12 protein-coding genes and 1 tRNA gene are annotated in these 12,755 nt (G+C 72.2%); 5 read left to right on the top strand and 8 right to left on the bottom strand.

Annotated elements, in window-relative coordinates; translation table 11 throughout:
- Nucleotides 1-64: 64 nt before the first annotated feature.
- From ACFXKZ_RS23215 to ACFXKZ_RS23195, 5 genes are all read right to left on the bottom strand, one after another.
- A complete protein-coding gene (locus ACFXKZ_RS23215; RefSeq protein WP_126642569.1) occupies nucleotides 65-367 on the bottom strand; it encodes a DUF397 domain-containing protein in 303 nt (100 codons plus the stop codon).
- 166 nt (nucleotides 368-533) lie between these two features.
- A tRNA-His gene (locus ACFXKZ_RS23210) sits at nucleotides 534-606 on the bottom strand.
- Nucleotides 607-767: 161 nt separating this feature from the next.
- On the bottom strand, nucleotides 768-1,379 hold the full coding sequence (gene orn / locus ACFXKZ_RS23205; RefSeq protein ID WP_380002847.1) for an oligoribonuclease: 612 nt from the start codon (nucleotides 1,377-1,379) through the stop codon (nucleotides 768-770).
- A 4-nt stretch (nucleotides 1,380-1,383) separates the two neighbouring features.
- Nucleotides 1,384-2,697: a GlxA family transcriptional regulator gene (locus ACFXKZ_RS23200; protein WP_380002846.1), complete on the bottom strand. Its 1,314-nt coding sequence runs from the start codon at nucleotides 2,695-2,697 to the stop codon at nucleotides 1,384-1,386.
- 237 nt (nucleotides 2,698-2,934) lie between these two features.
- Nucleotides 2,935-3,861, bottom strand: a complete 927-nt coding sequence (locus ACFXKZ_RS23195; RefSeq protein WP_380002845.1) for a LysR substrate-binding domain-containing protein — start codon at nucleotides 3,859-3,861, stop codon at nucleotides 2,935-2,937.
- Between the two features lie 11 nt (nucleotides 3,862-3,872).
- Between ACFXKZ_RS23195 and ACFXKZ_RS23190 the strand changes: the two genes are divergently transcribed.
- The 3 genes from ACFXKZ_RS23190 to ACFXKZ_RS23180 all read left to right on the top strand — a co-directional run bounded on the left by ACFXKZ_RS23190 (nucleotide 3,873) and on the right by ACFXKZ_RS23180 (nucleotide 7,444).
- On the top strand, nucleotides 3,873-4,985 hold the full coding sequence (locus ACFXKZ_RS23190) for a YeiH family protein (protein ID WP_380002844.1): 1,113 nt from the start codon (nucleotides 3,873-3,875) through the stop codon (nucleotides 4,983-4,985).
- A gap of 592 nt (nucleotides 4,986-5,577) precedes the next feature.
- A complete protein-coding gene (locus ACFXKZ_RS23185) occupies nucleotides 5,578-6,075 on the top strand; it encodes a universal stress protein (protein WP_126642565.1) in 498 nt (165 codons plus the stop codon).
- A gap of 166 nt (nucleotides 6,076-6,241) precedes the next feature.
- On the top strand, nucleotides 6,242-7,444 hold the full coding sequence (locus ACFXKZ_RS23180; protein WP_380002843.1) for a MerR family transcriptional regulator: 1,203 nt from the start codon (nucleotides 6,242-6,244) through the stop codon (nucleotides 7,442-7,444).
- 12 nt (nucleotides 7,445-7,456) lie between these two features.
- Here the strand turns inward: ACFXKZ_RS23180 and ACFXKZ_RS23175 are convergent, their stop codons facing one another.
- Nucleotides 7,457-8,119, bottom strand: a complete 663-nt coding sequence (locus ACFXKZ_RS23175; RefSeq protein WP_380002841.1) for a TetR/AcrR family transcriptional regulator — start codon at nucleotides 8,117-8,119, stop codon at nucleotides 7,457-7,459.
- A gap of 167 nt (nucleotides 8,120-8,286) precedes the next feature.
- On the opposite strand from ACFXKZ_RS23175, the gene ACFXKZ_RS23170 reads away from it, so the two are divergent.
- A complete protein-coding gene (locus ACFXKZ_RS23170) occupies nucleotides 8,287-10,743 on the top strand; it encodes a glycoside hydrolase family 3 C-terminal domain-containing protein (RefSeq protein WP_380002840.1) in 2,457 nt (818 codons plus the stop codon).
- A gap of 84 nt (nucleotides 10,744-10,827) precedes the next feature.
- Here ACFXKZ_RS23170 and ACFXKZ_RS23165 read toward each other — a convergent pair whose 3' ends face one another.
- A complete protein-coding gene (locus tag ACFXKZ_RS23165; protein ID WP_380002839.1) occupies nucleotides 10,828-11,031 on the bottom strand; it encodes a hypothetical protein in 204 nt (67 codons plus the stop codon).
- A gap of 202 nt (nucleotides 11,032-11,233) precedes the next feature.
- Here ACFXKZ_RS23165 and hemC point away from each other — a divergent pair, with 202 nt between their 5' ends.
- On the top strand, nucleotides 11,234-12,133 hold the full coding sequence (gene hemC / locus ACFXKZ_RS23160) for a hydroxymethylbilane synthase (RefSeq protein WP_380002838.1): 900 nt from the start codon (nucleotides 11,234-11,236) through the stop codon (nucleotides 12,131-12,133).
- Nucleotides 12,134-12,178: 45 nt separating this feature from the next.
- Here hemC and ACFXKZ_RS23155 read toward each other — a convergent pair whose 3' ends face one another.
- Nucleotides 12,179-12,658 carry a hypothetical protein gene (locus ACFXKZ_RS23155; protein WP_380002837.1) on the bottom strand — a complete coding sequence of 160 codons (480 nt, stop codon included), beginning with the start codon at nucleotides 12,656-12,658 and terminating at the stop codon, nucleotides 12,179-12,181.
- Nucleotides 12,659-12,755: the final 97 nt, after the last annotated feature.

Below are 12,755 nucleotides of genomic sequence, written 5' to 3'. Positions count from 1 at the left end.
ACCAAACGGGCGAAATGGATGATTGACCCGTCGGGTCGAGCCGACCGGTCCATCCGACGCGGTGTCAGCCGTGCTGCTCCGGCAGCGGCTCGGCCAGCCGGTCCAGGTCGAACTCGCCGTCGCGCACGCCCAGTACGAAGGCGGTCCACTCGCCCTCGGTGAACCGCAGGATCGGCCCCTCCGGGTGGATCGAGTTGCGCATCGCCATGCCCCCGCCGGGCAGTTCGGCGGTCTCCACGATCCCCTCGCCGGTGGTGTCCTCGCCGTAGCCGATCCACGTGACACCACTGATGTCCATGGCGTACAGCGCGGCCTTCTCGTCGTCGAGCTGTTGCCGCGAAGGCTGCCCCGACTCGCCGATGCTCATGATCGAAACCCTCCCGATGACACGTACGTAACCCTCAGGTGACGGCACGCTACGCCGCGCGCGCCGCCGCACACAACGCGAACGCCGACATCGGGCGCGATCCGGCGGCAATCACCCGAAAACGCACAAGGCCCCGAGACACTTGCATGTCTCGGGGCCTTCTCGGGGTGAGTGACGGGACTTGAACCCGCGACTTCCTGGACCACAACCAGGTGCTCTACCAGCTGAGCTACACCCACCATCGCCGTGGCGTTTCCGTCCCGGCGAGGAAAAGTGTACAGGCTCCCGGAGGCTGCTCGCCGCAGGGTTTCCGCGTGGTGATTTCAAGGGGTGCCCGCGGTGGTTTCACGGGACGCGCGAGCCTGACGCGAAGCGCGCGCGAGCGGGTGCGAGCTCGATCTCAGGCGCGTTCGGCCGGCTTGTGGCCGTACCGGGCGGCGATCGCCTTGGCGGTGTCGCTGTCCGGTCCCGGCTCCGGGACGAAGATCGCCTCGCGGTAGTAGCGCAGTTCCTCGATGCTCTCGTGGATGTCGGCCAGCGCGCGGTGGTTGCCGGCCTTCGGCGGGCTCTGGAAGTAGACCCGCGGATACCAGCGGCGGGCCAGCTCCTTGATCGAGGAGACGTCGATCACCCGGTAGTGCAGGTAGGCGTCGAGATCGAGCATGTCCCGCGCCAAAAAGCCCCGGTCGGTGCCGATCGAGTTCCCGCACAGTGGTGCCTTGCGGCCGTCGGGCACGTGCGCCTTGATGTAGCGCAGCACCTCTGCCTCGGCCTCGGCCAGGCTCACGCCCGCCTCCAGCTCGTCCAGCAGACCTGAAGCGGTGTGCATTTTGCGCACCACATCGGGCATGCCGGCGAGCGCCTCGGCGGGCGGGCGGATCACGACATCGACCCCGTCGCCCAGAATGTTGAGCTCGGAGTCGGTGACGAGAGCCGCCACCTCCACCAACGCGTCCCGGGACAGGTCGAGTCCCGTCATCTCACAGTCGATCCAGACCAAGCGGTCGTTCATGGGGTCACCCTACGGCCCGTGCACATACCTCCTCGTCCCCGGTCTCCTCCGGGCCGCGGGTGCGGAACGTCTCGCGGTACGAGGCCGGCGGCACGCCCAGTTGTTTGCGGAAGTGCCCCCGCAGCGCCACCGGCGAGCGGAATCCACAGCGCCGGGCGATCTCCTCGACCTGGAGATCGGTGGTCTCCAGGAGCCGCTGCGCCTGAAGCACCCGCTGGGTCAGCAGCCACTGCAGCGGGGCGCTGCCGGTGAGCGTGCGAAAGCGCCGGTCGAAGGTGCGCCGACTCATGTACGCGCGGGTCGCCAACTGCTCGATGTCGAAGCGCTCGGCGAGGTTCTCCAGCGCCCACGAGATCACCGTGGCCAGCGGGTCGCCACTGATCTCCTCGGGCAGGGTCAGGTCCATGTACTGGGCCTGGCCGCCGATCCGATGCGCGGGTACGACCAGGCGCCGGGCGAGCGCGTTGGCCGCGTCCGGACCGTGGTCGAGCCGGACCAGGTGCAGGCACAGGTCGATCCCGGCCGCGGTGCCGGCGCTGGTGAGGATGTCGCCGTCGTCCACGTACAACTCGCGCGGGTCCACCCGGACCTTCGGATAGCGCTTGGCCAGGGCGGGCGCGTACATCCAGTGCGTGGTCGCCGGACGGTCGTCGAGCAGACCGGCCGCGGCCAGCACGAAGGCGCCGCCGCACAGGCCGACGATCCGGGCCCCCTCACGGTGCGCCCGACGCAGCGCCTCCAGGACGGGCGGCGGCGGCATCCGCGACGGCGAGTGCCACGCGGGCACGATCACCGTGCCGGCCCGGGCCAGCGCGTCGAGGCCGTACGGCGCTATCAGCTCGACGCCGCCGGTGGTGCGGAGCGGTCCGGGTTCGGCCGCACATACCAGTAATCGGTAGTTCGGCACGCCGGCGTCGCGTCGATCGACCCCGAACACCGATATCGGGATCGAACTCTCCAGGATCGGCGAGTTGGCGAACAGCAGCACCGCGATGGTGTCCGGCCGCCGCCGGCCGAGCAGCGGGCGCTCCCGCCCCGGGGCCAGGACACCCTCGCCGTCGGGGTCGTACTCACCGTCGAGGTCGATGTCGTCGGCGTACTCGCCGTCGTCGTCGACCGAGTCGTGTTCGGGCGGGGCCTCGGAGAGCACGGTGGACGCCGCGACGATCACCGCCGCGTCCTCGTCGCCGCCCGAACCGACGTCGATCGCGCCCGTCGCGCCCGTCGCGTCGATCGCGCCGGACTCGGCCGGGTGATCGGCATCGACCACGCGTGCTCGGCCCCGTCGCCGGTCCTTGCGGCTGTCGATCCTGCTCATGGCCCCGATCGCCCCCTTCACCCCTCTGTGACCTGCACGGCCCCGGTCGTGCCGGCGGTCCGGATCGCGCAGGCTGTCCCGCCCCAGTAGTTCACAGGCGTCACTCGCGTAACCCAAGATCGGAACTTACTCTCTCTTACCTTGTCTATGCATGGTGTTCTCTACGTGACGTTATGTAGATATGCGTGTTTGTGACGGTGGTCACATCGCGGAACTTATCGACAATTGCGCGGGCTGTCAGGCCCCGGGGCGCCGTCGGGCCGCGTGCAGCAGGTGCAGGGCACCTTCCGGCAGCTCCCGACCGCGCGGCCACACCGCGCGCAGGACGCGATCCAGGGCGGGCAGATCGGCCACCGGGACGGCCACCAGACGCCCCTCGGCCAGGTCCTCGCGCACCGCCAGATCGGACAACACGGCGGGCGCGGATCCGGCGATCGCGGCCGAGCGCAGCGGCGCCGTCGCGCCCAACTCCAGGGCGGGCACGGCGACTCCGTCGTAGGCCGCCAGCGCCCGCTCCAGCGTCTCCCGGGTGCCCGAGCCCGCCTCGCGCAGCAGCAGCGGCGTGTTCGCCAACTCGGCCGCCGCGATCGGGCGTCGCCGCCGGGCCCACGGGTGGGTCGGCGCGACCACCACCACCAGCCGGTCCCGGCCCACCGCCGCCGACTGCATGTCGCGCGGGACCCAGGGCCCCTCGACGAAGCCGATGTCGGCCTCGCCCGCCCGCAGCGCCTCGATCACGTGCAGGCTGTTGGTCACCTGGAGGCCGACGTGCAGCCCGGGCACCGCCTCGCGCAGCGCGGTCAGCCAGCCGGGCACCAGGTGCTCGGCCACGGTCAGGCTCGCCGCCACCCGCAGCCGGTCCTCCTGTCGGGCCTTGAGCGCGGCGGCGCCCTCCACCAGCGCGTGCGCCTGGTCGAGCACCCCGCGCGCCCAGTCGGTGATCACCAGGCCCGCCGCGGTGGGCACCGAGCCGGTGGTGCTGCGCTCCAGGAGCCGTACGCCGAGCCGCCGCTCCAGGGTGCGCATCCGTGCGCTGGCCGACGGCTGGCTGATCCCGAACCGGCGGGCGGCGGCGCCCAGGCTGCCGTTCTCGGTCACCGCCACGAGCAGTTCCAGCGTGTACAGATCCGGCAACCGGTCCGCCGGGCGCGCGTTCGAGGTCATAGCCAAACCCTATGACCTACCAGGCAATCGACCGCTACCCGCGCGGGGACGGCGGCCCGAGGGTGGTGATCATGACCCTGACGATCGCGCGGAGCGCCCACCACCGGCAGTCCACGGCTCCCGCCGGGACGGCGAGGGCCCGACTGTGGCCGGGGCTGCTCGCGGCGACGCTCGCGGTGGCCGCGAGTTGGGGCGCGCACCGGATCTGGCCGCACGTACCGATGCTCACGGTCGCGGTGGCGCTGGGCGTGCTCGCCGCCAACGTGCGGGTGCTGCCCGTCGCCACCGCGCCGGGGCTCGGCTTCGCGGGGCGGCGGCTGATGCGCGCCGGCGTGGTGCTGCTCGGGCTCAAGCTCGCACTCGGCGACATCGTCGGACTCGGGCTGCCGACCGTGGCGATGGTGATCGTGGTGGTGATGTTCACCTTCTTCGCCACCCGGTGGCTCGGTCGGCGCATGGGGCTGCCCGGCGATCAGCCGCTGCTGATCGCGACCGGCTTCTCCATCTGCGGCGCCTCCGCCGTCGCGGCGATGAACGGGGTCAGCGACAGCGACGAGGAGGACGTGGTCACCTCGGTCGCGCTGGTCACCCTGTGCGGGAGCCTGGCGATCGGTGTGCTGCCGCTGCTGCGGGCGCCACTCGGCCTCGACCCGACCCACTACGGCGGCTGGGTCGGCGCGAGCGTGCACGACGTCGGCCAGGTGGTCGCGGCGGGCGGGGTGGCCGGGCCGGTCGCGCTGCACACCGCGGTCGTGGTCAAGCTGATGCGGGTGCTGCTGCTCGCGCCGATCGTGGCGGGCACCGCGTACACGCTGCGCCGTCGGGCCGCGCGGGCCGGCGACACCGGGCGGGCCGGGTCCCGGCGGCCGCCGCTGATCCCGCTGTTCGTGCTCGGCTTCCTGGCCATGGTCGCCGTCCGCAGCACCGGCCTGGTGACCGCCGGCGGGCTGGAGGTGGCCGGCACCGTGCAGGATCTGTTGCTCGCCGCCGCGCTGTTCGGGCTGGGAAGCATGGTCCGGCTCGGTCGGCTGATCCGCACCGGGTGGCGCGCGCTGTTGCTCGGCTTCGCCTCCTGGGTGTTGATCGCCGGCGCGGCCTACGGCGGGGTGCTGCTCACGATGTGAGCCCGCGCGAGACCGACGCCGGCCGGGTCCGGAAAAGCGTCGAACCCGCCGACGGCCCGGCGCGTGTCGGGCCGTCGGACAGGTTCGACGTCGGCGCCGCGGCGCGGGTGGGCGCGCGGGTGGGTCGGCGTCCGACCAGCGGATCGCCGCCCGTGACTACGCGGTCGCCCGGACGCACGGTGTCGCCCTGACCAACGCTCGGGCGGGGTCCGGGGTAACGCCCGTTCCCCCGGCGGCGTCGGTCCGCACCCCCGAACGGTCCTCCCCGGGGCCGGCTCGAACCGGCCCGTGCGGCGCCCCGGCGACCGGGCCCGAGACGGCCGCGCCCGGAACGCAATCACCCACACGGCCGCCCGGGTCTCCCCATTCACGGCCTTGTCCGGCTAATGTGCGTGTCTCGCCGAGGCTTTGCCCGGGGGATCCATCCCCGCGCGTGGTCCGGCGGACCGCACCATGCCCAGACCGGTACACGGCCCAGTGTCTTTTTTGTCCGGGAGAACCCCGACCGACACTGTCGAATGTGCGGGTCGGCGCAGTAATCTGGTACAGAAAGCCCCGAGGCGCCCCTCCACAGCAAAGACGCCCGATTCCCATGGCTGCTTTCGAGTTCAGTGACTTCCCGGACGGCACTCCGTTGCTCCGTCCCGATTCCCCCCATCAGCGCGATCCCGCGTTCCAGCATCCCGTCGTGGTCGGTTTCGACGGGTCCGAGTCCAGCGAGCGAGCCCTCGCGTACGCGTCGGGCATGGCGCGCAGACTCGGCGGCGGGCTGGTGATCGTGCACGTGGCCAACCGGATTCCGGCCACCGTGTGGGCCGGCTGCGAGCCGCCGGTCTTCATCGATGTGCCGGACAGTCGTTCCGAGGCCCTGGGCCTGGAACTGGCCTGCGCGGACCACCTCAGCGACGTGCCGTGGATCCTGGTCGAGCGCGGGGGTGACATCTGCCACGAGATCGAGGACGTCGCACGCGAATTCACCGCCGACGCGATCGTGGTCGGCGGATCCACCGGGCTGGCCAGTCGGATCTTCGGATCGGTCGCGTGCCGTCTGGTCAAACACGCCAAACGCCCGGTCGTGGTCATTCCCTGAGTCCCGCGCCCGCGCTTTCCCGGTTCCGGGATCCGCCGGGCCGGTGTTCCGGGACCTGCTTCGGGAGCGTTCCCGCGCCCATTGCGATCACCGCGTGATCGAACCTCGAACGTATCTGCATTACGTTGGCCGCGGACACGGGGCACGAGGATCGCGAGGCACGAGGTTGGCGGATTATCGGATCGAAGACCTCGCCCGCGAGGGGGGCACCACCGTACGCAACGTACGGGCATACCAGGATCGCGGACTGTTGCCGCGGCCCAGGCGCCAGGGCCGGGTGTCGCTGTACGAGGACGCCCATCTGGGCCGGCTGCGCCTGATCGGCCAACTCCTGGAGCGCGGCTACAGCCTGGTCAGCATCAAGGAGCTGCTCGACGCCTGGGACGGCGGACGCAGCCTCGGCGGCGTGCTCGGCCTGGTCGCCGAGGCGAGCGGTCCGTGGAGCGAGGAGACCCCGGAGCGGATGACCCGCGCCGAGTTGATCGCGATGTTCGGCGGACTGTCCGATCCGGTCGCGCTCGCAGGGGCGGTGCGCCTGGGTCTGCTCGAACCCGAGGACGACTCGCTGACCGTGTTTCGGGTGCCCAGTCCGCGCGAGCTGGCGGTCGGCGCCGAGCTGCACGCGGCCGGCGTCCCGGTGGGCGCGGTCACCGAGCAGCTGCGGATGTTGCGCGCGGCGATGGAGCACGTGGCCGAGGGCTTCGGGCGGTTGATGGAGACGCACCTGCTGCCCGCCGACGGCGACGCGGACGAGACGGCGGAGATGATCCGTCGGATGCGTCCGCTGGCGCTGCGCGCAGTGGAGGCCGAACTCGCCCGGGCGATGCGCCGTACGGCCGCCCGCCGGCTCGGCGAGGAGCTGGGGAAGGTGCTGCGCGAGGAGCCCGAGCGCACCCGGACCGAGCCGGTGCCGGCCGACGCCGCGGAGCCGGCCCTGGATCGGCACGCGTTCATGTCCGACGCGTGGATTGCGGCGGTGTCCCGGCTGAGCAGGTTGATCACCCCGGATCCGGAGAAGCGCACGCCGCATCCGGCGATCGTGGACATCGTGGTCAGCGACGTCCCGGGCCGCGAGGACCCGGCCGAACTGCATCTGGACGTCTTCCAGGGCCGCGTCCTGGTCCGCCCGGGCCTGCTGCCGGGGCCGGACCTGATCGTGCACATGGACTACGACACCGCCCGCCGGGTGATCCTGCTCAACGACCGGCACGCACCGCGGGAGGCGCTGGCCGCCGGCCGGATGACCGCCCGGGGCGACCTGTTCGGACTCACCGTCTTCCGCGAGGCGCTGGCGGGGTTGTCCAACTGGGACCTGGGCGCGGTATTGCGCGAGCTGACCGCGGGCGAGGACGCGCCGGACAAGGCATAGGGGCGGTCCGGGTCAGGCGGCCCGGATGCGGCGCAGCAGGTGCTCCACGTAGTCGCGGAACAGCGCCGCCATGTCCACGTGTTCGGGGTCGAGCAGCCATTGCAGCTGGAGCCCGTCCATCATCGCGAAGACCTGCGCGGCGACCGCGGCCGGGTCCACGTCCGCGCGCAGTTCGCCCGACGCCACACCGGCCTCCAGGGACGCGGTGACGCTCGCCCGCAGGAGCGCGTAGCGGTCCCGGGCCCACCCGTGCGCGGGGTGGTCGGTGGTGACCGCCTCGCCGGTGAGCACGGTGAAGAGCTGGACCAGGCCGGGGATGGCCTGGTTGTGCCCGGCGAGTTCGGTGAACTTGGCCAGCACCGCCGCGCCACCGGGCGGGAGTTCGGCCAGGTCCAGGTGTGCCATGTCCATGCGGTCGCGCAGGTCGAGCACCGCGACGAGCAATTCCTGCTTGCTGCGGAAGTGGTGCAGCAGTCCGGCCTGGGTGAGTTCGGCGCGCTCGGCGATGCGCGCGAGCGAGGTGCCCCGGTAGCCGTTCTCGGCGAATTCCTGAAGCGCGATGTTGAGGATGCGCGTACGCCGCGCGTCCCCCGACGCATACCCCCGCCCACGCGGTCTGGCCCGCCCGGCCCGGGTCGGCGGGGCGTCGGAGAGATCGTCGGATCGTACGTCCATGGCCCCATCCTGCCGTGTCCCGACGGAGGGCCGTCGAGGTGTAGATCACGTCGAGGTAACAAAACTACCGACCACAAAGTTTTCCGATTACGGTACGAGGAGGTCCCCCACCGACCCGTCCGGCGCGATCCGGATCGATCGGGAACGCGAGCGGAAGGCAGACGACGATGTCCGACCCCACCCCCACCGAAGCCACGGACGACGAGCTGCACGAGCTGGTGACCCGCCTCACCCTCGAGGAGAAGTTGTCCCTGATCGTCGGCGAGGACTTCTGGTCCCTCCCCGAGATCCCGCGCATCGGCCTGCGCAAGCTGCGCGTCTCCGACGGCCCGGTCGGCGTCCGCGGCGTCACCTGGGACGAGCGCGACACCTCGCTGCTGTTCCCCAGCCCCACCGCGCTCGCCGCCGCGTGGGACCCGGAGGTCACCCGCCGGGCCGGTTTCGTGATGGGCGCGCAGACCCGCGACAAGGACATCCACGTCCTGCTCGCGCCGACCGTGAACCTGCACCGCAGCCCGCTCGGCGGCCGGCACTTCGAGTGCTACTCCGAGGACCCGCTGCTCACCGCGCGGATCGCGACCGCCTTCATCGAGGGGGTGCAGTCCGCCGGGGTCGGGGCCACGATCAAGCACTTCGTCGGCAACGAGACCGAGGACGAGCGCATGTCCTACGACTCGCGGATCGACGAGCGCTCGCTGCGCGAGGTCTACCTGCTGCCGTTCGAGGAGGCCGTGCGCACCGGCCGGGTGTGGTTGGTGATGAGCGCGTACAACCGGGTCAACGGCGAGACGATGACCGAGAACTCGCGCCTGGTGAACGACGTCCTCAAGGACGAGTGGGGCTTCGACGGCGTGGTGGTCTCGGACTGGATGGCGGTGCGCTCCACCGAGGCCGCGGCCGCGGGCGGCACCGATGTCGCGATGCCCGGCCCGTCCGAGGTGTGGGGCGAACCGCTGCTCGCCGCCGTGCGCGAGGGCCGGGTCGCCGAGTCGCTGATCGACGAGCGGGTGATCCGGGTCCTGCGCCTGGCCGCCCGCGTCGGTGTGCTCGGCGACCGCACCCCGGCCGCGACCACCACCCCCGACGATGCGACCGCCACGCTGCGCGAGATCGCCGCCCGGGCCATGGTGCTGCTCGCCAACGACGGCACCCTCCCGCTCGACCCGAGCGCGCTCTCGCGCGTCGCGCTGATCGGCCCGAACGCCCTGCGCCTGTCCGCCCAGGGCGGCGGCAGCGCGCATGTGAACCCCTCGCACGTGGTCTCGATCCCCGAGGGCCTGCGCGCCGCGCTCGGCGACGGCGTCGAACTGACGCTCACCGAGGGCGCGTTCACCCACCGCGCGCTGGCCGACCTGGCCCTGGACACGGCCGTCGACCCTCAGACCGGCGAACCGGGCCTGCGCGCGGAGTTCCTGGACGTTGACGGCAACCTGCTCTCCTCCGAACACCGCCTGGGCTCCAGCCTGATGTTCTGGCCGGACAACATCCCGGCCGGAGCGGTCGTGATCCGACTGCGGGTGACCGTGACCCCGACCGTGTCCGGCACGAACATCCTGGACGTCCGCGGCGCGGGCCGGTTCGAGGTGGACATCGACGGCACGACCCGCACGATCGACATGACCGCCCCCGAGGGCACCGACGTGATCGAGACGATCATGCGCCCGGAGGCCACTCGCATCGACATCGAGGCGACGGCCGGCACGGAGGTGGCGATCCGGGTCGACTTCAGCCAGGGCGAGCGGTTCTTCATGGCCGCGCTCGGTCTGGGCTGGGCGAACCCGCGCCGCTCCGAGGAGGACGAACTGACCGCCGCGGTCGAGGCCGCCCGGGCGGCGGACGTGGCCGTGGTCGTGGTCGGCACCACCGACGACATCGAGTCGGAGGGCTTCGACCGGGCGGACCTGGCTCTCCCGGGGCGCTCCGACGAACTGGTGCGCCGGGTCGCCGCGGCCAACCCGAGGACCGTCGTGGTGGTCAACGCGGGCTCCCCGGTGCTGATGCCCTGGCGCGACGAGGTCGCCGCCGTGGTGTGGGCCTGGCTGCCCGGCCAGGAGGGCGGCGCGGCCCTCGGCGACGTGCTGACCGGCGCGGCCGAGCCGGGCGGGCGGCTGCCCACGACCTACCCGGCCGCCGACACCGACGTCCCGGTGTACTCCACCGCCCGGATCGACGGCGAGCACCACTACGCGCAGCGGTCCAGCAACATCGGCTACCGCGCCTGGGCGCTGGGCGAGGCCGCCCCCGCCTACCCGTTCGGCCACGGCCTGGGCTACACGAGCTGGGCCTACGAGGCGGTCGCGGCCAAGGGCGACGCGGCCGGCGTCACCGTCGAGGTCACCGTCGCCAACATCGGCGAGCGCGCCGGCCGCGAGGTGGTGCAGGTGTACCTGGAGACCGCCGACGGCACGCTGTGGGGGCGCCCGGAGCCGATCCGCCTGGTCGGCTTCGCCGCCCTGGACGTCGAGCCCGGCGCGCGAGTGACCACCACCATCGACATCGACGCCCGCACCCTGGCCCGCTGGAACGAGGCGGAGGCGGCCTGGGCCACCGCCCCCGGCACCTACACCCTGCGCGTCGGCCGCTCCCTCGGCGACCTGCGCCTGAGCACCGACATCAGCCTCTGACCCGGCGCACGGCGGTGTCCCGATCCGACCACCGGATCGGACCGGGACACCGCCGGCGCCGCGCGGTCGGGGCCGGGGCCCGCCTCAGCAGCGCTGGCCGAAGGTCGGGTTGATGAACGCGAGCGCGCCGGCCTCGTTGCCACAGAGCCCGCTCACCGTTTCGATCGTGTCGGCCCGGACGGTGTGTGTCTCGGCACCGGCCGGCACGGCCACCGCCACGGTCGCGCCGACGACGGGGGCCGCGATGACGGCCGTACTGACCAGAAGGCCGCGAACGATGCGCTGCATGGGGCGGTTTCCTTGTCTCCAGGGCCGGTGTCCGTCGAACGCCGACGAGCCGTGCCTGCCCAACGCCGCACCCCGCCCGAAGGACACGGCGACTGGGCCGAACGACTGGCGGGCCGACCCCGCAGTCGCACATCCCCCCTGTGAGGTACCGGACTTCGCCGAAATTCGGCCGCGCGGCCGCTACGGCTCTAGCGTGTCGCGTATGCAGCTCCGCATCGGAACCCGGTCCTCCCCCATGGCCCTCGCGCAGGCCCGGCTCGTCGCCGCCCTGCTGTCCGGACAACCGCGCGAACCCACGATCGTCCCGCTGTCCACCAGCGGCGACCGCTGGGGCGGCAGCCTGGCCCGACTCGGCGGCAAGGGCGCGTTCGTCAAGGAACTCGACCGCGCACAGCTCGACGGCGAGGTGGACCTGGTCGTGCACTGCCTCAAGGACATCCCGGGCGACGTGCCGCTGCCCGACGGGCTCACCATCGCCGCCTACCTGCCCCGCGACGACGTACACGACTGTGTCGTCGGCGCGCGCTTGGCCGACCTGCCGTCCGGCGCCCGGGTGGGCACCAGCTCGGTGCGCCGCGCGGCGCAACTGCGGCGCCGGCACCCGGGGCTGACCCCGGTACCGATCCGCGGCTCGGCCAACGGTCGGCTGGCCAAGCTGGACGCGGGCGAGTTCGACGCGCTGATCCTGGCCGTCGCGGGCCTGGAGCGGATCGGCGAACAGCGGCGTGTGGCCCAGATCCTGACCACCACTCAGATGTTGCCGGCGATCGGCGCGGGGGTGCTGGCGCTGCAGTGCCGGGTCGACGACGCGGCGACCGTGGCCGCCGCGCGGGCCCTGGACGACGCGGGCACCCGGGCCTGCGTCACCGCCGAGCGAGCCCTGCTGCGCGAGCTGCGCGGCCACTGCCACAGCCCGATCGCGGCCCACTGCACCGACTCCGACACCGGCCTGACCCTGCACGCCGCGGTGTATTCCACGGACGGTACGCACCTCCTGGAGGCCACCGACCACGGCTCGGAGCCGGACAAGCTCGGCGGCGCGGTCGCCGGCGAGCTGCTCGCCATGGGCGCCCGCACCCTCATCGACGAGATCCCGCACTGACGAGAGCGTCACCGCCGCCCGTCGGGCGGCGGTGACGGGCCGGGCTCACCCGGTGCTCAGGCACTTCTGCACGGTGCTCTGCAACTCGTCGGGCAGCTTGTTGGTGCGCGCGTACTCCTGGTCGAACGCGTTCATCTGCGCCTGGCTGTACTTGCCCCGCAGCTCGGTCAGCGTGCACTGGCAGTAGCGGGTGTTGTTGTTCGAGGTGCTGAGGCAACCGTTGAGGAAACTCGTCGAATACGACGACGACCAGTCACCGCCGCTGCCCGCGGAGGTGCCCGCGGACGTCGGGGTGCCCGGCGCGGTGGTGCGCGGACGCGTCGTGGTGGGTCGGCCGGCGGTGGGCGTCGGCGAGGTGTCGTCCGTGGCGCGCGCGGTGGAGCTCTCCTCCCCCGACGGGCTCGGGCCGCTCGCGCTCTGCGTCTTGTTCACCCCCAGGCCGCCGAAACCGTCGTCCCCGCTCCCGCAGGCGCCGACGGCGCACGTCAGCATCACCACGAGCAACCCGACTTTCACAGTGCGCATACATTCCCCCAAAAAACGTGTGATCGTGACTCTCCTCCCCTCGCTCGGCCGCCAACAAGGGGTTCTTTTCGGCCATTGCATAACGGTTTCGTCTTCG

The sequence above is a fragment of the Embleya sp. NPDC059237 genome (assembly GCF_042754105.1).
In the GTDB taxonomy this organism is placed as follows: Bacteria; Actinomycetota; Actinomycetes; order Streptomycetales; family Streptomycetaceae; genus Embleya.
This window is presented reverse-complemented; position numbering and strand designations above follow the sequence as displayed.